Genomic DNA, 20,734 nt, shown 5'->3' on the forward strand with positions numbered 1-20,734 from the left:
ATGCAGGAGATCATTCTCGCCATCGTGATCGGCGGCCTTTTTGGGATCATGCTGGAACGCATCGGCGCGACCGATCCGAACTGGATCGGCCGGATGCTGAACCTCACGAACATGCACCTGATGAAGACGATCCTCGTGGCCATCGGCACCGCCTCGATCCTGATGTTCGGCGGCCAGATGCTGGGCCTGGTCGAGGTCGGCAACATGTCGGTGAAGGCGATCAACGTGGGCGTGCTGCTCGGCGGCGCGATCCTCGGGATCGGCTGGGCCATCGCGGGCTTTTGCCCGGGCACCGGGGTCTGCGCGGCGGCGACCGGCCGGATCGACGCCCTGTTCTTCGTGGCGGGCGGCCTCCTCGGGGCCGCGGCCTATGCGCTGACCTACCCGTTCTGGGTGGATATCGGCTTTCTCGCGGGCGACAAGTGGACGGTGGGCGCGATCCCCGACGCCGACTATCCGGCGGCGCTGCAGAACCTGCCCGTCACCGGCGATGTGATCGGGATCGGGATCGGCGTCTTCTTCATCCTCGTGGCGATCCTGCTGCCGCGGCGGTTGGTCGGCCCGAAGGGCCCGCCTGCAGGCGCTCCGGTGGCCGAGCCGTCCGAATAGGACGGCCGCCCCCCCCACGCATCGCGACGCCGCGGGTCCATGGCCCGCGGCGTTTCGTTTCGTACTGGCGAAGCCGCGCCTCTGCCCCCATTATCCCCGCGAGGGAGGAGGGACGCCATGCTGACAGGCGATTTCGAGGCGATACCGGAGACTGCGCTCGACTGGCACCGCGCGGGCGCGGGAGCGGTGCTGGCGACGGTGATCGAGACCTGGGGCAGCGCGCCGCGCCCCGTCGGCAGCCAACTCGCGATCTCGGGCGAGGGCGGCATGGCGGGCTCGGTCTCGGGCGGCTGCGTCGAGGGCGCTGTGATCGCGGAGGCGCTGGAGGCGCTGGAGGACGGCACCCCCCGCATCCTTGAGTTCGGCGTGAGCGACGACGACGCCTTCGCCGTGGGGCTGGCCTGTGGCGGCCGCATCCGCGTGCTGGTGGAACCGGTCGGCGCGGCGCTGCCGGAGGACCTGCTGGCCGATCTTGTCGCCGCCCGGGCCGCGCGCCGCGCGGTCGCCCATGTCGTGGATACCGAGACCTGGGACCGGCGGCTGGCCGGCCCCGGCGATCCGATGCTGGGCGACCGGATCGCCGATCGGATGCGCGCCGACAAGTCGGGCTTCGAGGGGGCGGCGTTCCTGGGCATCCACAACCCGCCCCTGCGCATGGCGATCGTGGGCGCCGTCCATATCGCGCAGCCTTTGGTGCAGATGGCCCGCCTTGCGGGTTTCGCGCCGGTGCTGATCGACCCGCGCCCCGCCTTCGGCGCGGCCGAGCGGTTCCCGGGAGAGACCATCCTGGACGACTGGCCCGACGCTGCGCTGGCCGCCCACGGGCGCGATGCGCGCACGGCGGTGGTGACGCTCACGCATGACCCCAAGCTCGACGATCCCGCGATCGTCGCCGCGCTGGACTCGGAGGTGTTCTATCTCGGCTGCCTCGGCTCGACCCGGACCCATGCCAAGCGCCTGGAGCGGCTGCGCGAGGCCGGTATCCCGGACGACCGCATCGCCCGCATCCACGCGCCCGTGGGGCTCGATATCGGCGCGCGGAGCCCGGCGGAGATTGCCGTCTCGATCCTGGCCGAGATCATCGAGAGACTGAGGCAGGGCTGATGCGGTTCGGACCGGTCCCGCCCGTCGAGTCCGAGGGCGCCGTTCTGGCGCATTCGCTGCGCCTCGGCGGACGGATGCTGAAGAAGGGGGAGGTTCTGGGCCGCGACGAGGTCGCGGCGCTCACGGCGGCCGGTGTCACAGAGGTGACCGTCGCGCGAATGGAGCCCGGAGACGTCGCCGAGGATGCCGCCGCCGCGCGGCTCGCCTCCGCGCTGGTGCCCGATCCGGGCGCGGCGGGGCTGCGGATCGGCAAGGCGGCGCGCGGGCGGGTGAACCTCCATGCGGGCTGTCCCGGCGTCGTCGGGCTGGACGTTGACGCGATTCACGCGCTGAACCGCGTCGACCCCGGCGTGACGCTTGCCACGCTGGCGCCCTTCACCCGCGTCACGCCGGGGCTGCTGGTGGGGACCGTCAAGATCATCCCCTACGCGGTGCCGGGCGCGGCGCTCGAAACCGCCTGTGCGCGCGCGCCCGGTGCGGTCCTGGTCCACCCGGTGGTGCGGCGCAGGGCCGGCCTGATCCTGTCGGAGGTGCCGGGCCAGAAGCCGGGCCTCACCGACAAGGGCCGTGCCGCCGTCGAGGCGCGACTGAGGGCGCTGGGCATGACCCTGGACGCGGTCGCGACCGTGCCGCACGCGGTCGCCCCGATGGCCGAGGCGCTGGCGCGCCTTCCGGGCGAGGTTGCGCTGATCCTGACCGGCTCGGCCACTTCGGACGTCTACGATACCGGTCCCAAGGCGGTGCGAACCGCCGGCGGCAGCGTCGCGCGCTTCGGCATGCCGGTCGATCCGGGCAACCTCCTGTTCCTCGGCACGCAGGGCGGGCGGCCCGTGATCGGACTGCCGGGTTGCGCGCGGGCGCCCGCGCTGAACGGCGCGGACTGGGTGCTGGAACGGGTGGTCTGCGGGCTGCACGTGGGCGCGGACGAGATCGCCGCGATGGGGGTTGGCGGGCTCTTGAAGGAGATTCCGTCGCGGCCCCAGCCGCGCGAGGGCTGAGCGCCGCGAAGCCGCTCTGCCGGCGGCCCGCGCAGGCCGCGGCAGCCTAGACCAAAGCATGTGTAAATCAACGGTTCTCAAAGCCCGGTCCCCATGCTTTAGTATCGTCGAAAACCAGGGAGGAGATTGATGACCAAGGTCGCGATGACCGTGAACGGCAAGGCCGTGTCGGGGGACGTTGAAGGGCGCACACTGCTGTCGCAATTCCTGCGCGACGGGCTGGGGCTGACCGGCACCCATATCGGCTGCGATACCAGCCAGTGCGGCGCCTGCGTGGTGCATGTGGACGGGGTGGACGTGAAGTCCTGCACCATGTTCGCGCTGGAATGTGAGGGCGCCGAGGTCAAGACCATCGAAGGCATGGCGAACCCCGACGGCTCGCTTTCCACCATCCAGCAAGCGTTCCAGGACCATCACGGGCTTCAGTGCGGCTTCTGCACGCCGGGCATGGTGATGACGGCGGCCGCGCTGCTGGAGAAGAACCCGACGCCCTCCGAGGCCGAGATCCGGGATTATCTCGAAGGCAATATCTGCCGCTGCACCGGCTACCACAACATCGTCAAGGCGATCATGGCGGCCTCTGGCCAGGACGTGACCGCCATCGCCGCAGAGTAGGGCGGTTTCGGGCGGGCAGGGAGCGCCCGCCGTATCTCAGGGAGGATCAGACATGCCGAAAGATCACGGCATCGGCGCCAGTTCCAAGCGGCGCGAGGACGTGCGGTTCCTGACCGGTCGGGGCCGCTATACCGACGACATCAACCTGCCGGGCCAAGCCTATGCGCATTTCGTGCGCAGCCAGGTCGCCCATGGCAGGCTGAACGGGGTGGACACCTCGGCCGCCGAGGCGATGCCCGGCGTGATCCGCATCTTCACCGGCGCCGATTTCGAGGGCGTGGGCGGCTTGCCCTGCGGCTGGCAGGTGACCGACCGGCACGGCAACCCGATGCAGGAACCCGGCCACCCGGTGCTGGCCAGCGGCAAGGTGCGCCATGTCGGCGACCCGGTCGCGCTGGTCGTCGCCGAGACCGCCGAGCAGGCCCGCGACGCGGCCGAGGCGATCGAGCCCGATATCGAGGAACTGGAGCCGGCGCTGGACATGAAGGCCGCGCTGGCGGACGGTGCGCCGAAGGTGCATGACGACCTGAGCTCGAACCTCTGCTACGACTGGGGCTTCGTCGAGGAGAACCGCGAGGCGGTGAACAAGGCCTTCGACGAGGCGCATCACGTCACCACGCTGGAACTGGTCAACCAGCGCCTGATCCCCAACGCGATGGAGCCGCGCGTGGCGATCGGCGACTACAATTTCGCGACCGACGACTCCACGCTCTACACCACCAGCCAGAACCCCCACGTGATCCGCCTGCTGATGGGGGCCTTCGTCCTCGGCATCCCGGAACACAAGCTGCGCGTGGTGGCCCCCGACGTGGGCGGCGGCTTCGGGTCCAAGATCTTCCACTATGCCGAAGAGGCCGCCTGCACCTTCGCCGCCAAGCAGCTTCGGCGCCCGGTGAAATGGACCTGCTCGCGGTCGGAAGCCTTCATCACCGATGCCCAGGGCCGCGACCACGTCACGAAGATCGAGCTCGCGCTGGACGCCGAGGGGCATTTCCAGGCGCTGCGCACCGAGACCTACGCCAATATGGGCGCCTATCTCTCGACCTTCGCGCCCTCGGTGCCGACCTGGCTGCACGGCACGCTGATGGCCGGCAACTACAAGACGCCGCTCATCTACGTGAACGTGAAGGCGGTGTTCACCAACACCGTGCCGGTCGACGCCTATCGCGGCGCGGGCCGGCCCGAGGCGACCTATCAACTGGAACGCGTGATCGACAAGGCGGCGCGCGAGATGGGGATCGATCCGGTCGAGATCCGGCGCAAGAACTTCATCACCGAGTTCCCCTACGCCACGCCCGTCGCGGTGGAATACGACACCGGCGATTACAACGCGACGCTCGACAAGCTGTTGGAGATCATCAACATGAACGGCTTCCAGCAGCGTCTGGAAGAGTCGAAATCGCGCGGCAAGCTGCGCGGCTGCGGCATCAACTGCTATATCGAGGCCTGCGGGATCGCGCCCTCGCACCTCGTCGGCCAGCTGGGCGCCCGCGCGGGGCTCTATGAATCCGCCACCGTGCGGGTCAACGCGACCGGCGGTCTTGTGGTGATGACCGGCAGCCACAGCCACGGGCAGGGGCATGAGACCTCGTTTGCCCAGGTCGTGGCCGACATGATCGGGATCGACGAGAACATGGTCGAGATCGTGCATGGCGACACCGCCAACACGCCGATGGGCATGGGCACCTACGGCTCGCGCTCGCTCGCGGTGGGGGGCAGCGCGATGGTCCGCGCGACCGAGAAGATCATCGCCAAGGCCAAGAAGATCGCCGCCCACCTGATGGAGGCGAGCCCCGAGGACATCGAGCTCACGGACGGCCAGTTCACCGTCGCGGGCACCGACAAGTCGGTCGCCTGGGGGGATGTGACGCTGGCGGCTTACGTTCCGCACAACTACCCGCTTGAGGAGTTGGAGCCGGGGCTGGAGGAAACCGCCTTTTACGACCCGAACAACTTCACCTATCCCGCAGGGGCCTATGCCTGCGAGGTCGAGGTCGATCCCGATACCGGCAAGGTCACGATCGAGCGCTTCGCCGCGTCCGACGATTTCGGCAATGTCGTCAACCCGATGATCGTCGACGGGCAGGTCCATGGCGGGCTGGCCCAGGGGATCGGTCAGGCGCTGCTGGAAAGCGCGGCCTATGACGAGTACGGCCAGCTCCTGTCGGGCAGCTACATGGATTACGCGATGCCGCGCGCGGCCGACGTACCGTTCTACGCGGTCGACCATTCCTGCCAGACGCCCTGCACGCACAACCCGCTGGGCGTGAAGGGCTGCGGCGAGGCCGGCGCAATCGGGTCGCCGCCCTCGGTGGTCAATGCCGTGGTGGACGCGCTGCAGCGCGCCGGCCACACCCATGTCACCCATATCGACATGCCGCTGACGCCGTCCCGCGTCTGGGCCGCCATGCAGGGCTGAGGAGGACAACAGATGTACGCATTCGATTTCGAACGGCCCAAGACGCTCGACGAGGCGGTGGCCGCCCTGGCGGCGGAAGAGGCGCAGGCGCTGGGTGGCGGGCAGACGCTGATCCCGACCCTGAAGCAGCGGCTGGCCGCGCCGTCGAAGCTGGTCAGCCTGACCGCGATCCCCGAGCTTAAGGGGGTCTGCGTGGCCGATGACGGCGCGGTGTGCATCGGGGGGGCGACGCCGCACAGGGTGGTGGCCGAAGAGGCGGCCGCGCCTTACCCCACGCTGGCCGCGATGGCGTCGAATATCGGCGACCCGGCGGTGAACAATCGCGGCACGATCGGCGGCTCGCTGGCCAACAACGACCCCTCGGCCTGCTACCCCTCCGCCGCATTGGCGTCCGGCGCTACGATCCGCACCAACATGCGCGACATCGCGGCCGACGACTATTTCCAGGGCATGTTCGCGACCGCGCTGGAGGAGGGCGAGATCATCACCGAGCTGCGCTTCCCGGTGCCCGAGAAGGCCGCCTACATGAAGTTCGAGCAGCCGGCGTCGCATTTCGCCCTGGTCGGGGTGTTCGTCGCGAAGTCCGCCGACGGCGTGCGGGTGGCGGTGACGGGCGCCTCGGAGGAGGGCGTGTTCCGCTGGGCCGAGGCCGAGGCCGCGCTCTCCTCGGATTTCAGCGCCGACGCGGTGTCGGGTCTGTCCGTCGATCCCGAACCGATGATCGATGACCTGCACGGCACGCCCGACTACCGGGCGCACCTGGTCAGGGTGCTGACCGCGCGCGCCGTGACCGCCGCCGGCTGACCCCGGCGATCACCGAAATGCAGCCCCCGCCGACCGTCCGGCGGGGGCATCGTTTGTCGCGGTTTTTCGCGCGGGCGAAGGGGCTGGCCCCATCGGGCAGCGAGCGACAGGAAATCCCGGCCTGACAGTCGCGCCCTGTCCGACGGCCCGGCCGACCCGCGGAGGTTGTGACCGGTCAAGGCCGGCGCGTCACACCCTTGTGCCCTCCCCGGCGGAGGTGCGCCTCTGCCGGGGAGGGCGGGTCCGTTCGGTTGGAAAAAGCTACTTGGTCAGCGGCCCGATCATCATGATCATCTGGCGGCCTTCCATTTTCGGCATGTTCTCGACCTTGCCGATCTCCTTGACGTCCTCGGCCACCCGTTCGAGCAGCTCGCGCCCGAGGTTCTGGTGCGCCATCTCGCGGCCGCGGAAACGCAGCGTCACCTTCACCTTGTCGCCCTTCTCGAGGAACTTGACGACATTGCGCATCTTGACGTCGTAGTCGTGGTTGTCGGTGTTCGGGCGGAATTTCACTTCCTTGACCTCGATCACCTTCTGTTTCTTGCGGGCCTCGGATTCGCGTTTCTGCTGTTCATACTTGAACTTGCCGAAATCCATGATCTTGCAGACCGGCGGCGTTGCGTTGGGCGAGATCTCGACCAGATCGAGCCCCGCTTGCGCGGCCAGTTCGAGGCCCCGAGAGGGCGGAACCACCCCGACATTCTCGCCATCGGCCCCGATCAGGCGGATCTCGGGGACACGGATGCGGTCGTTGACGCGGGGGCCGGTGTCGCGCGTGGGAGGCGCGTTGTGAGGTCTGCGGGCTATGGTGATGTTCCTTTTTCTGCTGCGTTCAAACGTCCTTCAAACTACTCTTGCGGACGGCTCGCATCAAGGCGGTTCTCCGGACGTTTAGGCAGAGAGGTGCCGCTGCGGCGACGGGGCGGTTTCCCTCTGCCGCCGATCATGCCAAAAGCGGGCAGGGACGGTGCGCGCGATCCCGGGAATAAAGGACATTGCGATGCAGAAAGCGCTGATCACGATCATCATTCTCGCCGCCATTGGGGTGGGCGGATATGTCTGGTATCTCGGCAACATGGCCGGAGACGAGGCGGCGCCCGAAGCGGTCGCCGAGCCGGCCGAGGAAGCCGTCGAAGAGACCGTTGACGCTGCGGATGCAGCCGCCGAAGCCACCGAGGAAGCGGTCGAGGAAGTCGTCGAAGAGACACCGGCCGCGGCTGAGGACGCGACCGATGAGGCGGCCGAGGCCGCGGAGGCGACGGAAGAGACCGCCGAGGACGCCGCCGAGGCCACCGAGGAGGCTGCGGAAGACGCCGCGGCGACCACCGAGGAGGCGGCCGAGGAAACCGCCGAGACCACGGAAGAGATGGCTGAGGACGCGGTCGAGGCCACGGACGAGGCGGCGGAAGAGGCCGCGGCGGCCACCGAAGAAGCGGTCGAGGAAACCGTCGAAGCGACCCAAGAGGCCACCGAAGAGGTCGTCGACACCACCGAGGAGGTGACGGAAGAGGCCGCAGAGGCGACCGAGGCAGCGGCCGAGGAAACCGGAGAGGCCATGGAGCGGGCCGGGGATGCGGTCGCCGACGCGCTGACCGTTGAGGGCTTCGATGCCGATTCCGTGATTCAGATGATCGAGGACTCCGCCCTCGGTGACGGCCAGAAGGAGGCGCTGAAATCGGTGGTGGAGACCGCGCGCAACAGCCCCGAGATCTTGGAAGAGGCGCTGGACCAGGTGCGCTCGGCTCTCGACATGTGATGACCCGCGCCCCGGGCGCTCGCGCCCGTTGCGCCCAGGGTCTGGAACGAAGAACGCCCCGCAAGCTATTGGCCTGCGGGGCGTTTCGCATTTCGGCGGGAGGAGTTTACCCGACGAAGGCCTTTTCCACGACGTATTCGGCCGGTTCGGAATTGGCGCCCTCGCGCAGGCCCCAGCCCTCGAGGATCGCCATCACGTCCTTGTTGAAATCGAGCGATCCGCAGACCATCGCGCGGTCGGTCGCCGGGTCCATGCGGTCCACGCCCAGGCCCAGGTCGGCGAACACCTTGCCCGAGGCGAGGTTGTCGGTCACCCGGCCCATCGTCTTGAACTCTTCGCGGGTGGTCGCCGGGTAGTATTTCAGCTTGTCGCCGACGAATTCGCCGATCAGCGGGTCCTCTGGCAGGCTTTCGATCAGTTGCCGGCCGAATTCCAGTTCCGCCACCTCGCGGCAGGTATGCATCATGATGACCTCGTCATACTGCTCGTATGTCTCGGGGTCGCGCATCAGGCTGGCGAAGGGGGCGATGCCCGTGCCCGTCGCAAGGAACCACAGCCGCTTGCCGGGCAGGAGCGCGTCGAGCACCAGCGTGCCCACGGGCTTCGGCCGCAGGATGATCTCGTCGCCGGGCTGGATGTGCTGCAGCCGCGAGGTCAGCGGGCCGTCCTGCACCTTGATCGAGTAGAAATCGAGCCCGTCGTCCCAGGACGGAGAGGCGATGGAATAGGCGCGCATGATCGGCTTGCCGTCGTCGCCCGGCAGCCCGATCATCACGAATTCGCCCGAGCGGAAGCGCAAGCTTTGCGGCCGTTCGGTGCGGAAGTAGAACAGCCGGTCGGTGTAGTGGCGCACCTCGGTCACGGTCTGCGCGTCGGGCAGAGTCTTCTTGGCGGCGGCGGCGGTTTCGGTCACGGCAGTCTGCTGATTCATGTCTGTGGCATCGCCGGGGCGGCGTGCGCCCCGCTCCTTTCCTTCTAGGTGTCCTCGTCCCGCGGGGAAACCCCCCTTGGGCCATGCGGGGCCGGTCTTGGTCGGGCATGACCCGTCCCGCCGGGTATTCCCGAGCCGGGCCGGCGCGACCATGACTCAGATCAAGATCGCATGCCGCACCCGCCGCGCTGCGCCAAGCCCCTTCCGCGGGATTTCCGCCGCCCGTTTGCAAGCTTTACGGGGCACGAATGTGCCGATGGCACGCAACCTGTAGCCGGCTTGCAACAGCGCGTTGCGAAACGGAAAATGGCCTGTGTTTCCCCACCACATTGTGACCGAAAGGGCAGTTTCCTTATCGCTGGCTGTATATGCAACTTGAATGAATTTAGATTCGGCAAAGCGTGTTTTATCGGTCCGGGGCTGGCTGCGCCGTTTGCCCGACGGGTTTCGGCAAGAGTTCCTGCAGGGCGCGCGGCTGCGGCGTTTCCAATCGGGCGAGATCGTGTTTCACGTCGCCGACCCCGCAACCGAGTTCGTCGGCCTCGCCGACGGCCTGCTCGAGGACCATATCGACCCGGGCACGGGGACGCCGAGGCTGTCGTTCATCGGGCATCCGGGCTGGTGGATTGGCGGCGTCGGCCTTGCAGATGGATCGTGGCGGCGCGCCACGGTCGTGGCGCGAACGCCAGCGGTGGTGCTCGGCGTGCCGCGCGGGCATGTCGAGGCGATGGCGCGCGCGGACGGCTCCGTCTGGAAGCATCTCGCGGGCAATATCTCGGCGCATTACGACCGCCTGTCGATGCTGCTGCTGGCCAGCACCCATCCCGATCCGGTAATGCGGATTCTGCTGACGCTGAGCCGCCTTCACCGTTTCAACGACGGCGCCGTGCACTTCCCGGTGACGCAGTCGGAACTGGCCGAGATGGCCAGCCTGTCGCGCAACACCGCGAACCGCGCGCTGCGCCGGCTCGTCTCCGGCGGGGTCGTCGAGGCCGGCTATGGCTGGCTCAGGATCGCCGATCCCGGCGCGCTCGATCACGCGTTGGCGGGGATCAGTGGGCCGCATGCCCAGACGGTGCGGCGCGCGGTCGAGGTCGGCTAACCCGACAGGCCGCGCTCAATGCGCTGCCCGCGGCGGATCGGCGCGGGGGCGGCGGGGCCTTGCAGGGTTTTGCTTGAGACCGGCGCCGTCATCGGAGATAGTCGGGCGCCGCATCCCTGTGCGATGCGGCCTGAAGAACTCCAACGGACGATCTGGGAGGATACCGATGAGATTCCTGACTGCCGCCGCCGCGGCCGCGGCGCTGTCGCTGACCGCCGGCGCCGCGAGCGCCGCCTGCGACGATGGCGAGACCGTCATCAAGTTCAGCCACGTCACCAACACCGACAAGCACCCCAAGGGCATCGCCGCCTCGCTGTTGATGGAGCGGGTGAACGAGGAGATGGACGGCAAGGCCTGCATGGAGGTCTACCCCAACTCCACGCTCTATAACGACGACCAGGTGCTCGAGGCGATGCTGAACGGCGACGTTCATCTCGCCGCGCCGTCGCTGTCGAAATTCGAGAAATACACCAAGGTCTTCCGCATCTTCGACCTGCCGTTCATGTTCAAGAACATCGAGGCGGTCGATGCGTTCCAGGCCTCGGAAATCGGCCAGTCGATGAAGGAATCGATGATGCGCCGCGGCCTTCTGGGCCTGCAGTTCTGGCATAACGGGATGAAGCAGTTCTCGGCCAACAGGCCGCTGCTGGACCCCTCGGATGCCGAGGGGCTGAAGTTCCGCGTCCAGACCTCAGACGTGCTGGTCGCGCAGATGGAGGCACTGGGCGCCAGCCCGCAGCCGATGGCCTTCTCCGAGGTCTACGGCGCGCTGCAGACCGGCGTCGTCGACGGGCAGGAGAACACCTGGTCGAACATCTACGGCCAGAAGTTCTTCGAGGTGCAGGACGGCATCACCGAAACCAACCACGGCATCATCGACTACCTCGTGGTGACGTCCGTGGAATGGTGGGACGGGCTTGACGCCGAGGTGCGCGACCAGCTCGCCACGATCCTGCAGGAAGTGACCGAGACCCGGAACGCCGAATCCTACAACGTCAACCAGCAGGCCAAGCAGGCGATCATCGACGCGGGGTCGGAAGTGCGCCAGCTCAATCCCGAACAGCGCCAGGCCTGGGTCGACACCATGAAGCCGGTCTGGGAGCAGTTCGAGGGCGATGTGGGCGCCGAGAATATCGAGGCCGCGCAAGCGATCAACGCCGGGCTCTGAGCCCAGGTGGACCGACTGTGGGCGGCGGCCGGGCGCCGCCGTCCGCGCAGGGGGAACATCCGACAGATCGGGAGGCCAGCGGGGATGAGTTCATCTTACCGGCCGAAGACCGCGCTGGGCCGCGCGGTGCATGCCTTCGAGGAGACGGTGATTGCCGCGCTGCTCGGGCTCATGGCGCTGGTCACCTTCACCAACGTGGTGTTGCGTTACGGGTTCAACACCGGGCTGATCTGGGGGCTGGAACTGACGCTGGCGCTCTTCGCCTGGTTGGTGCTGTTCGGCATCGCCTACGGGTTCAAGATCACCATGCATCTGGGCGTGGATGCGGTGCTGAACATGGTCTCGCGCGGCACGCGCCGGGTGCTGTCCCTGGTGGCGCTTGGGGTCTGCCTCGCCTATGCGCTGTTGCTGATGAAGGGCGCTTATGACTACTGGGCGCCCTATGCGAATCTTGCGCCGACCACGGGGCGCTGGTTCCCCACGGGCTTCGAGGAGATGAAGCCCTGGGACTTCCGCGGCTACACCCCCACGGAGCGGATCCCGATGCCCGAAATCCTGCGCGCCCCCGTCGAATTCCTGTTCCTGCCCGAAGGCGAGGAACCCTACGAGAAGCTGCCCGTGGCGGTGCCCTACACGATGATTCCCGTCGCCGCCGCGCTTATCCTGTTCCGCCTGCTGGAGGCGGGCTGGCGGATCGTCACCGGCCGCCAGGAATGGCTGATCGCCAGCCACGAGGCCGAAGACGCGGTCGCCGAGGCCGAGGCCGCGATCCGGAAGGACGGTTGATCGATGGAGGTCGTTCTTCTTTTCGCGCTCGTGATCGGCTTCCTGCTGATCGGTGTGCCCATCGCCGTGTCGCTGGGCCTCGCCTCGATGATCTTCCTGCTGGCGTTTTCGGACACTTCGCTCGCCTCGATCGCGCAGTCGATGTATCAGGCGATGGCCGGCCATTACACGCTGCTGGCAATCCCGTTCTTCATCCTCGCCTCGAGCTTCATGTCCACGGGCGGCGTAGCCCGCCGGATCATCCGGTTCTCCATCGCCTGCGTGGGGCACCTGCGCGGCGGGCTCGCCATCGCGGGCGTCTTCGCCTGCATGCTGTTCGCGGCCCTGTCGGGCTCGTCGCCCGCCACCGTGGTCGCCATCGGCTCCATCGTCATCGCCGCGATGCGCAAGGTCGGCTATACCCGCGATTTCGCCGCGGGCGTGATCTGCAACGCCGGCACGCTGGGCATCCTGATCCCGCCCTCCATCGTGATGGTCGTCTATGCCTCGGCAACCGACGTCTCGGTGGGGCGGATGTTCCTGGCCGGCGTCATCCCCGGGCTTCTCGCGGGCCTGATGCTGATGGTGTCGATCTACGTGATCGCCACGATCCGCAACATGCCCAAGGGCGACTGGCAGGGCTGGGGGGAAATCGCCGCGAGTTTCCGGGATGCGTTCTGGGGCCTGATGCTGATCGGCATCATCATGGGCGGCATCTACGGCATCCCCGGCGTGACGGGGGCGATCTTCACCCCCACCGAGGCGGCGGCGGTGGCCTCGGTCTACGCCTTCGTGATCGCGGTGTTCGTCTACCGCGACATGGGGCCGCTGAAGCCGCGCGAGGAAGGCGGCGCGCCCGTTTCGCTGTTGCGCAAGCCGCAGGCGCTGGTCACGGGCTTCGTGCACCGCGACACGCGGACCACGCTGCTCGAGGCGGGCAAGCTGACGATCATGCTGATGTTCATCATCGCCAACGCCCTGATCCTCAAGCATGTGCTGACCGACGAGCAGATCCCGCAGATGATCGCGGGCGCGATGCTGGAGGCGGGCTTCGGCAAGATCATGTTCCTGGTGATGGTGAACGTGATCCTGCTGATCGGCGGCCAGTTCATGGAGCCCTCGGGGCTGATCGTGATCGTCGCGCCGCTGGTCTTTCCCATCGCGATCGAACTGGGCGTGGACCCGATCCATCTGGGCATCATCATGGTCGTGAACATGGAGATCGGGATGATCACGCCGCCTGTGGGGCTGAACCTCTTCGTCACCTCGGGCGTGGCTGGAATGCCGATGATGCGGGTGGTGAAGGCCGCGCTGCCCTTCCTGGCCGTGCTCTTCGTTTTCCTGATCCTGGTGACCTACGTGCCCTGGCTCTCGACCTGGCTACCGACCAGCGTGATGGGGCCGGAGATCATCACCAACTGATCCGGCGGCGCGCCGGCCCGGGCGGGCCGGCGCAAGAGATACGTTCGGGCCGCTGGCGCGGCCATCCCCGCCGCTGGCCGCGCGCATTACCGGATCGTGAGGCGGAGGGTGAACTGTTCCCATGCGGGCGCGTAGAACAGTTGCACCACGTCGACCCTGTAGGTTGTCGGCGCGGTGCGGAAACTGAAATCGTCCTGGCAGTCGACGACGCCCGGGATCGCGAAGCAGGTGTTCTCGCTGCCGAAGAGTTCCAGCCGCGCGGTCTGGCCCGCACCGGAGCCGAAGGTGAAGCACAGCGGCGCGCCATCGGTCACGCGGCCCGCGACCTCGCCGGAATAGGCGCCGGGGGCGAACCGGATTTCCATGCAGCCCTGGGCCTGCGCGGTGCTGCCGGCCGTCGCGGCGACGAGCGCCGCGGCGCGTATGCGTTTCATGATCGTGCTCCCTCGGCAGTGAGCTTGAACCGCATGATACGCGCGCCGGTGGTCCGCGATCAATCGCGCCCGCCCGGGGCCGGGCTCCCGCATCGGTCAGCCGCAGGCGCCGTTCCCGGCGGTCGCCAGCGCCCGGCTCGCCCGCCAACCATGCAGGCACAGGGATCGGTTGCGGACCTCTTGGGCGACGGCACCGGGCGGATCGTCCCGCATCGCCGCCGGACTCGTGATACGTTGATACCCATATGAATGGCTGGATGGGGCGACTCCGCCCCCTCCGGCGCAGCAGGGAGATTTCGGATGCCTTGTGTCGACGGCGTCGTGTCGCCGGTGCCGGACGGGAAGAAATCGGCGTGTCTCGACCACGCCGCGGCGGCATGGCCGCTGTTTCGCGCATTCGGCGCGCTTGCGATGTTGGACTGCTGGGGTGACGAGGTGCCCGAGAGCGAGGTGACCTCCTTCCCGATGGCGGTGAAGACCGAGCCGGGCGACAAGGTGGTGTTGTCCTGGACTGCCTGGCCCGACAAGGCGACGCGCGACGCGGGCTGGGCAAAGACGATGGAGGACCCGCGCATGGCCGAGGTCGGGGTGGCGATGCCCTTCGGCGGCAAGCGCATGATCCTTGGCGGGTTCGCCCCCATGCTGGCCGTGGGCACGATGCCGGCAGGGGAGGGCTGAGGCGGCGCCCCGTCTGCCCGATCAGGCGGCGGGGGCGGCCTCAAGCGCGGCGATGACCGCCGAGAAGTCCGTGGCCGCCAGCGAGGCACCGCCCACCAGCGCGCCGTCCACGTTGGAGGTGGCGAAGATCTCGCCCGCGTTGTCGGGCTTGACCGACCCGCCGTAAAGCAGCCGGATCGCCTCGCCCGCGTCGCCGAAGCGGCCGACCAGTTCCGCCCGCATGACGTCGTGTACCTCTGCGATCTGGTCGAGTGTGGGCACGCGGCCGGTGCCGATGGCCCAGACCGGTTCATAGGCGACCACGAGCGTCGCGCCGGTCACGCCCGCATCGGGCAGCGAGCCGGCAAGCTGGCGCCCGACGACGGGGAGGGTTTCGCCGGCATCGCGCTGCGCTTCGGTTTCGCCAAGGCACACCACCGCGACGAGACCCTCGGCCAGCGCGGCCTGCGCCTTGGCGCGCACGGTGTCGTCGGTTTCGCCATGGTCGGTGCGGCGTTCGGAATGGCCGAGGATGACGTGGGTGGCGCCCGCGTCCGTCAGCATCGCCGCCGAAATGTCGCCGGTATGGGCGCCCGCGGCCGCGGCGTGGCAATCCTGGCCGCCGACCGCGATGGCCGAGCCCGCCGCGGCCCGCACCATCCGGTCGATCAGCGTCGCGGGGGGGCAGAGCAGAAGGTCGACGGACGGGGCGGGATGGGCCTCGGCGACGGCCCTGACCTCGTCAAGCGAGGCCGCCGTTCCGTTCATCTTCCAGTTTCCGGCTGCCAGTTTCCGCCGCATGCGCTCTCTCCCTTGGCTGCTGTCGGGAGATGTCCTAGGGCATTTGCGGTCCGAGCGGAACGGCCCTTTTCCGCGCAGCCCGGCGTCAGGCGCCGTCGGTCTCGTCCATCTCGCGGAACTTGATCGATTCGCCGCAGCCGCAGGCCTCGGTGACATTCGGGTTGCGGAACTTGAAGCCGGACTCCAGCAGGCCGACCTCGTAGTCGATCTCGGTGCCGAAGAGGAACATCTGCGCCATCGGCGCGATCGCAACGCGGGCGCCGTCCTGCTCGACCACCTCGTCATTGGGGTCGATCTCGGCGACGTACTCCATGGTGTATTCCATTCCCGCGCAGCCGCCCTTCTTGACGCCTATGCGAAGACCGGCCGCGTTGTCGCGCGCCATCAGCTTGGCGACCTGCGCCACTGCGGCGGGCGTGAGCGTGACCGCCTGTTTGCCGGGGATGCCGAACATCGAATGCGCCTCCTGTTCCCGAGTCAGAGAGTAGGGATTCAACGGGGCGCACTCAAGGGGCGCCCGCGCGGGACGGCACGGCGCCGCCTCGCGCGGGATGCTCAAAGGCCCATGCAGTTGGCGTAGAAGGTCACCGTGGCCGGCCAGTCGGAGAACACGCCGACCACGCCCACGTCCCGGGCCAGCGCGTCGAGCAGTTCGTAATACACGCCGTCATTGTCGGTCACGCTTTCGATCGACTGGAAGTACCAGCCGCCGCCCGAGGCCAGCGGGCCCGAGCGCTCCAGCGTCCAGGTGACGATGTTCAGCCCGGCTGCCCGGGCCTCTTTGGCAAGCTCGGAGGGCACGATCTCGCCGTTCTCGGCGGTGACCAGCATCCACATCGGCGGCGCGATGTAGTTCACCCCCATACCCTTCAGCTCTTCCATGCTGTTGGGCCAGGTCGCCGGGTCCATCGCGTCGTAGTCCTCGATGTCGTACTCGTCCATCAGGTAGACGGCCTGGGCGCCGAAGGCGGGCTCGTTCGCGATCCAGTAAAGCACGTCGTCGAGGTTGAACGACTGGGCCCAGACATCTTCGGGCGGGATGCCGGCCGCCTTGTATTCGTCGATCAGTTTCTGCGCGTAGTCCTCGCGGGTGAAGCCGTCGAACGGCATCTCGACCGCGGGCGCCTTCAGCTCCGGCGTGAACTTGGCGCCAAGCGCCTTGAACAGCCGGATCGCCTCCGCATGCGTCATCAGTTGCGCGCCGTTGGTGTAGAGGTCGGTGCGGAAACCGGCGATCCCGCCCTGGTACGCCTCGGGCGTGGTGGCGCTGCCGTCGGCGGCGTCCATCTTGGGCTGGAGCGTCCTGAACTCCTCGAGCGTCAACTCGGAGGTGCGGCACTCGGCCGTGGCGGGGGCGCCGCCGCCGGCCGGGGTGAAGGCGGTCACGCAGCGGTCGGCAAGATCGGTCAGCAGGATGTTCGTGGTGGTGTGCAGGTCGTTCTGGGCGTGCCGGCAGACCAGTTCCTTGTCGCGCGTGAAGGTGACGTCGCATTCCAGGATGCCGGCGCCCATCCGCGCCGCGGCCATGTTCGATTCCACCGTGTGCTCGGGAAACATCAGCGGCGCCCCGCGATGGCCGATCGAGAAGTCGGTGCGCTCGGGTGTCTGCCCGATGCACGCGGCCAACGTTTCCTTGAGCGGGCCGTCCTCCATCTTGTCTACGAGGTAATAGGGGCGTGGGCCGTAATCGAGCGCGATCTCGGCATGCCCGGTCAGGGCGGTCGCGGCCAGAACGGAGGCGGCGACGGTCAGGCGGTGCAGGATCATGGGCCTCTCCGTTTCGTTTCGCGAGCAACGGAGACGATGTGACCGCGTCGCGTGACAGCGACGCGACGGTGCCGTGACCCCTACATGAACCCCAGTTCCAGCCGCGCCTCGTCGGACATCATGTCCATGCCCCAGGGCGGATCCCAGGTGATCTCGACATCGACCTGCTTGACGCCGGGCAGCGGCTCGACGGCCTCGGCGACCCAGCCGGGCATCTCGCCGGCCACCGGACAGCCGGGCGCGGTCAGCGTCATGGTGATCGCCACCGCGTTCTCGGCGTCGATGTCGATCGTGTAGATCAGGCCGAGATCGTAGATATTGACCGGAATTTCAGGGTCGTAGACCGAACGGCAGGCATCGACCACCTGTTGGTAAAGCGGGTGGTCCGTGGAGGAGGGACGGATCAGCGGGGCGCCCTCGAACTTTTCCTGAGTGTGTGTCATGGCCCTTCCCGAAAGTCTTACAAAAGATATAAGGAATGGCGGCGGCCGCGTCCAGACCCCGTTTGCCCCGCCCGTCTTGCCGAGCGTCCCGCCGCAGGCTACGCACGGGGGAGTGGGACGATACGGGGAAGGTGAGATGCGCAGGGAACTGTCGATCGAGGAGGCGCGGGCGCTTCTGGAGGGCGAGGAGCAGGAGATGAGCGTCGTGATCTCCGACCCGAGCCTGCCCGACAACCCGATGATCTATGTCAGCGAGGAGTTCGAGCGGCAGACCGGTTATACCGCCGACGAGGCGGTCGGGCGCAACTGCCGCTTTCTCCAGGGGCCGGACACCGACCCCCACGCGGTCGAGGCGATCCGCCATGCCCTGCGGGCGCAGACCCCGTTCAGCATCGACCTGCTGAACTACCGCAAGGACGGCAGCCCGTTCGTCAATCGGCTGCGCATCCGACCGATTTTCGACGACCAGGGCCGCCTGATGTATTTCGCGGGCGCCCAGAACCCGATCTGAACGCGCCGCCTTAGCTGTCGGCCAGGCTGTCGGCCATCTCGTGGTTGCGGTCGCGGTGGCCGGCCTCGTCGGCGCGCACCGCGACGATCACCTCCCGCAGCCGGGCGTCCGGGGCGAGATTCCAGTAGTCGATGGCCAGTTGCGGGGCCGGGACGTTCTCGGCCTCGCCGGCATCGACCTGGGCGAGGTACTGGGTGTAGCTGATCACCGCCTCTTCCTCGAGATAGCCGACGACCCGGTGCGCGATGCGCGGAAAGAAGAGGTAGAGGAAGAAATACGCGTTGAAGAACAGCCCCTGGCCGACGAGGATGATTCCCCGTTCCAGCGCCGAGGGCCGGGCGATCTTGATGAAGGTCATCAGGTGCATCCGCTCGTTCTCGGCCTCGTCCAGAAGCTCGCGAATCCAGCCCTGGTCGTCGCGGATGTGGCGGATCGCCTTGAGGTGCTGGAGCATCCCGCCGACCATGCCGGGCACCGCGGCGACGGTTTCCAGCACGACGGCGCGGTGGCCGTAGCGCTTGGTGAAGAAGGCGTCCGCAAAGATGCGCATGAACTTCACCAGCCGCAGCGCCACGCGGTCGCCGAGATCGGAGGGCGGCTTGTGCATCTCGATGTCGGGGGTGAGGGGATCGGAATGGTCGAACATGATGCGTCTCCAGTTTCCCGAAGAGCTATGCCGCCGTTGCACAGGTCAACACGCCTGCGACAGCTTGGCCGCAGCCGCACACGGAGCTGTGATGGCAGCGTGAGGTGCCGGGGAAAGGGCGGCGCCGGGCCGGCCGCCCCCGCGTCGACGGCCGGATCAGGCGCGGTCCCGCCAGGACGAATAGAGCACCGCGGTCGCGATCAGGATGCCCATGACGCCCAGAATGCTCAGGACCTCGCCGAGCCAGCCGAGCAGGGGCCAGTCGGGCAGCACGAGCCCGATCAGGACAAGCACGAGCCCGCCGGCGCCGAGCACGGTGAAGTCGCGGACCATGGCCTCGCGGTTTTGCCAGTTGCGGCCGAGCAGCAGCCGCAGCAGGGGCGAGCCCTCCGTCAGGCCGCGCCGCTCGAACGAGGAGGGGCCCGTGGCGGCCAGGGTCGACCGGGGCCGGCGGGGCTGCGGCGGGACGGTGGGCTCCGGGCCCGTGTCGCGCGATTCGCGGCGCACTAGGCGCGCGAGCCGCGCCGCCCAGTGCCGCACCGTCCCGGGGTGGCGCAGCGCGCTGACCGACAATGCCGCCACCGCGACCGCGACGATGGCGAGCAGGGGCACCGCCGGCCCGATCAGCAGCCCGGACAGCACCAGCAAATAGGCCGCCAGCGCAAAGAGGGCGATACGGCCTCCGCGTCCGAAGAATTCAGGTCCGGGCGACATCCTGCATATCCCCTGTCTGTTGCCGAGATTTCGCTTCGATATGTTGTTCGCGTCCGCGGGATGCGAGCGGCAGGTTGACGCGCCCGCGTGGCGTCGGCGGGGGGCTCAGCCGGGTTGTGTGCCGCGCGCGGGCGGAACCGTCAGAACATCGATGTCCGCGCCGCGCAACACCTGCCGCGCGACGCTGCCGAGGACGAGGGCTTCCAGGCCGCTGCGGCCATGGCTGCCCAGCACGATCAGGTCGGCCTCCGTCTCGGCCGCGGCGGCGAGGATCTGGTCGGGCGGGGTGGTTTCCTGCGGCCGCGGAACCTCGGTCAACGGGACATGCGGAAACGCCCCCAGGAACGAGGAAAGCGCCCGCGCTGCCGCCTCGCCGGTTTCCGCAAGGTGCGTTTCGTGCCCGTCCGACGGCATGGCGTGGACGCGCATCATGCGGGCCTCGGCGGTGTCGAAGACATAGAGGGCGGAGGCGCGCGCCGCCGGCGCGAGCCCGAGTTCCGAGAAACGGGTGATTGCCGCGCGCGACCCTTCCGAAAGGTCGGTCGCCAGCAGGGCATGCCGGTACGGGCCCACGGGCGCCGCATTCGCCATGAGGACCGGACAGCTGACCGAGCGCATCGTCCGTTCCGCCGTCGTCCCGACGAACACGTCGCGCAGAAGCCGCCGCCGATGGGGGCCGAGCACCAGAAGGTCGGGCGCGATATCCTCCGCCGCCGCGACGATGCCCGCGAAGGGATCGGCCAGCCCCACCCGGGCCGTGCAGGCAATCCCGTCGGACTCGCGGATCGTGGCGGCCTGCTCGCGCAGAAGGTCGGCGGCCACTTCGCGCTCGGCCTCGACGATCCGGGTGGGCTGGTCGTCATCGACCACGTGCACGAGGGCGAGCCCCGCCCCGGTCTGCCGGGCGAGCAGCGTCGCGCGCCGCAGCGCCCGGTCCGACCGCTCGGAGAAATCGGTGGCCACCATCAAGAGTTTCATCCGGCCTCCTTCTCCGGGCGCCAATGCCCGGTAGCTGACTGCATCATATTACGCTATTCTTCGATATACGAGGTCAAATGAAGCCGAAAT

The 20,734-nt window shown here is 68.1% G+C and carries 23 protein-coding genes; 13 read left to right on the forward strand and 10 right to left on the reverse strand.

Features of this window, described 5'->3' with window-relative positions:
* The 6 genes from BUR28_RS01410 (at position 1) to BUR28_RS01435 (ending at position 6,549) form a co-directional block, all read left to right on the forward strand.
* Entirely contained in the window at positions 1–609 is a 609-nt protein-coding gene (locus BUR28_RS01410) for a DUF6691 family protein (RefSeq protein WP_074218486.1), read from the forward strand.
* 117 nt (positions 610–726) lie between these two features.
* Positions 727–1,713 carry an XdhC family protein gene (locus tag BUR28_RS01415; protein WP_074218487.1) on the forward strand — a complete coding sequence of 329 codons (987 nt, stop codon included), beginning with the start codon at positions 727–729 and terminating at the stop codon, positions 1,711–1,713.
* Positions 1,713–2,711 carry a molybdopterin-binding protein gene (locus tag BUR28_RS01420; RefSeq protein ID WP_074218488.1) on the forward strand — a complete coding sequence of 333 codons (999 nt, stop codon included), beginning with the start codon at positions 1,713–1,715 and terminating at the stop codon, positions 2,709–2,711. The genes BUR28_RS01415 and BUR28_RS01420 overlap by 1 nt, the downstream gene beginning before the upstream one ends.
* 129 nt (positions 2,712–2,840) lie before the next feature.
* Positions 2,841–3,326 carry a (2Fe-2S)-binding protein gene (locus BUR28_RS01425; protein WP_074218489.1) on the forward strand — a complete coding sequence of 162 codons (486 nt, stop codon included), beginning with the start codon at positions 2,841–2,843 and terminating at the stop codon, positions 3,324–3,326.
* 52 nt (positions 3,327–3,378) lie between these two features.
* A complete protein-coding gene (locus BUR28_RS01430) occupies positions 3,379–5,745 on the forward strand; it encodes a xanthine dehydrogenase family protein molybdopterin-binding subunit (RefSeq protein WP_074218490.1) in 2,367 nt (788 codons plus the stop codon).
* Between the two features lie 12 nt (positions 5,746–5,757).
* On the forward strand, positions 5,758–6,549 hold the full coding sequence (locus BUR28_RS01435) for an FAD binding domain-containing protein (protein WP_074218491.1): 792 nt from the start codon (positions 5,758–5,760) through the stop codon (positions 6,547–6,549).
* Between the two features lie 261 nt (positions 6,550–6,810).
* Here BUR28_RS01435 and infC read toward each other — a convergent pair whose 3' ends face one another.
* Positions 6,811–7,356, reverse strand: a complete 546-nt coding sequence (gene infC, locus BUR28_RS01440; RefSeq protein ID WP_074218492.1) for a translation initiation factor IF-3 — start codon at positions 7,354–7,356, stop codon at positions 6,811–6,813.
* A 193-nt stretch (positions 7,357–7,549) separates the two neighbouring features.
* Here infC and BUR28_RS19780 point away from each other — a divergent pair, with 193 nt between their 5' ends.
* Complete coding sequence (locus BUR28_RS19780) at positions 7,550–8,305, forward strand: hypothetical protein (protein WP_074218493.1); 756 nt, start codon at positions 7,550–7,552, stop codon at positions 8,303–8,305.
* A 106-nt stretch (positions 8,306–8,411) separates the two neighbouring features.
* Here the strand turns inward: BUR28_RS19780 and BUR28_RS01450 are convergent, their stop codons facing one another.
* Positions 8,412–9,236: a ferredoxin--NADP reductase gene (locus BUR28_RS01450; protein WP_074218494.1), complete on the reverse strand. Its 825-nt coding sequence runs from the start codon at positions 9,234–9,236 to the stop codon at positions 8,412–8,414.
* Positions 9,237–9,669: 433 nt separating this feature from the next.
* Here BUR28_RS01450 and BUR28_RS01455 point away from each other — a divergent pair, with 433 nt between their 5' ends.
* The 4 genes from BUR28_RS01455 to BUR28_RS01470 all read left to right on the forward strand — a co-directional run bounded on the left by BUR28_RS01455 (position 9,670) and on the right by BUR28_RS01470 (position 13,693).
* Complete coding sequence (locus BUR28_RS01455) at positions 9,670–10,338, forward strand: Crp/Fnr family transcriptional regulator (protein WP_074218495.1); 669 nt, start codon at positions 9,670–9,672, stop codon at positions 10,336–10,338.
* A 166-nt stretch (positions 10,339–10,504) separates the two neighbouring features.
* Positions 10,505–11,506, forward strand: coding sequence for a DctP family TRAP transporter solute-binding subunit (locus BUR28_RS01460; RefSeq protein WP_074218496.1), 1,002 nt, complete (start codon positions 10,505–10,507; stop codon positions 11,504–11,506).
* A gap of 84 nt (positions 11,507–11,590) precedes the next feature.
* Positions 11,591–12,292, forward strand: coding sequence for a TRAP transporter small permease (locus tag BUR28_RS01465; protein ID WP_074218497.1), 702 nt, complete (start codon positions 11,591–11,593; stop codon positions 12,290–12,292).
* 3 nt (positions 12,293–12,295) lie between these two features.
* Positions 12,296–13,693, forward strand: coding sequence for a TRAP transporter large permease (locus BUR28_RS01470; protein ID WP_074218498.1), 1,398 nt, complete (start codon positions 12,296–12,298; stop codon positions 13,691–13,693).
* An 86-nt stretch (positions 13,694–13,779) separates the two neighbouring features.
* Here the strand turns inward: BUR28_RS01470 and BUR28_RS01475 are convergent, their stop codons facing one another.
* Positions 13,780–14,127, reverse strand: coding sequence for a hypothetical protein (locus BUR28_RS01475; RefSeq protein ID WP_074218499.1), 348 nt, complete (start codon positions 14,125–14,127; stop codon positions 13,780–13,782).
* Between the two features lie 300 nt (positions 14,128–14,427).
* Between BUR28_RS01475 and BUR28_RS01480 the strand changes: the two genes are divergently transcribed.
* Positions 14,428–14,805 (forward strand): DUF1428 domain-containing protein, encoded by a 378-nt coding sequence (locus BUR28_RS01480; protein ID WP_074218500.1) that lies wholly within the window; start codon positions 14,428–14,430, stop codon positions 14,803–14,805.
* 21 nt (positions 14,806–14,826) lie between these two features.
* On the opposite strand, the gene tpiA is transcribed toward BUR28_RS01480, so the two are convergent.
* The 4 genes from tpiA to BUR28_RS01500 all read right to left on the reverse strand — a co-directional run bounded on the left by tpiA (position 14,827) and on the right by BUR28_RS01500 (position 17,795).
* Positions 14,827–15,585 carry a triose-phosphate isomerase gene (tpiA, locus tag BUR28_RS01485; protein WP_074218501.1) on the reverse strand — a complete coding sequence of 253 codons (759 nt, stop codon included), beginning with the start codon at positions 15,583–15,585 and terminating at the stop codon, positions 14,827–14,829.
* A gap of 85 nt (positions 15,586–15,670) precedes the next feature.
* Positions 15,671–16,039, reverse strand: a complete 369-nt coding sequence (locus BUR28_RS01490) for a HesB/IscA family protein (RefSeq protein ID WP_074218502.1) — start codon at positions 16,037–16,039, stop codon at positions 15,671–15,673.
* Between the two features lie 101 nt (positions 16,040–16,140).
* Positions 16,141–17,352, reverse strand: coding sequence for a glycerophosphodiester phosphodiesterase family protein (locus BUR28_RS01495; protein WP_074218503.1), 1,212 nt, complete (start codon positions 17,350–17,352; stop codon positions 16,141–16,143).
* An 80-nt stretch (positions 17,353–17,432) separates the two neighbouring features.
* Complete coding sequence (locus BUR28_RS01500) at positions 17,433–17,795, reverse strand: SUF system Fe-S cluster assembly protein (RefSeq protein WP_074218504.1); 363 nt, start codon at positions 17,793–17,795, stop codon at positions 17,433–17,435.
* A gap of 136 nt (positions 17,796–17,931) precedes the next feature.
* Here BUR28_RS01500 and BUR28_RS01505 point away from each other — a divergent pair, with 136 nt between their 5' ends.
* Entirely contained in the window at positions 17,932–18,306 is a 375-nt protein-coding gene (locus tag BUR28_RS01505) for a PAS domain-containing protein (RefSeq protein WP_074218505.1), read from the forward strand.
* A 10-nt stretch (positions 18,307–18,316) separates the two neighbouring features.
* On the opposite strand, the gene BUR28_RS01510 is transcribed toward BUR28_RS01505, so the two are convergent.
* The 3 genes from BUR28_RS01510 to BUR28_RS01520 all read right to left on the reverse strand — a co-directional run bounded on the left by BUR28_RS01510 (position 18,317) and on the right by BUR28_RS01520 (position 20,644).
* Positions 18,317–18,952 carry an alternative oxidase gene (locus tag BUR28_RS01510; protein WP_074218506.1) on the reverse strand — a complete coding sequence of 212 codons (636 nt, stop codon included), beginning with the start codon at positions 18,950–18,952 and terminating at the stop codon, positions 18,317–18,319.
* A 156-nt stretch (positions 18,953–19,108) separates the two neighbouring features.
* On the reverse strand, positions 19,109–19,666 hold the full coding sequence (locus BUR28_RS01515) for a hypothetical protein (RefSeq protein ID WP_074218507.1): 558 nt from the start codon (positions 19,664–19,666) through the stop codon (positions 19,109–19,111).
* A gap of 105 nt (positions 19,667–19,771) precedes the next feature.
* Positions 19,772–20,644, reverse strand: coding sequence for a universal stress protein (locus BUR28_RS01520; protein ID WP_074218508.1), 873 nt, complete (start codon positions 20,642–20,644; stop codon positions 19,772–19,774).
* Positions 20,645–20,734: the final 90 nt, after the last annotated feature.

Source organism: Rhodovulum sp. ES.010 (genome assembly GCF_900142935.1).
Taxonomy (GTDB): Bacteria; Pseudomonadota; Alphaproteobacteria; order Rhodobacterales; family Rhodobacteraceae; genus Rhodovulum.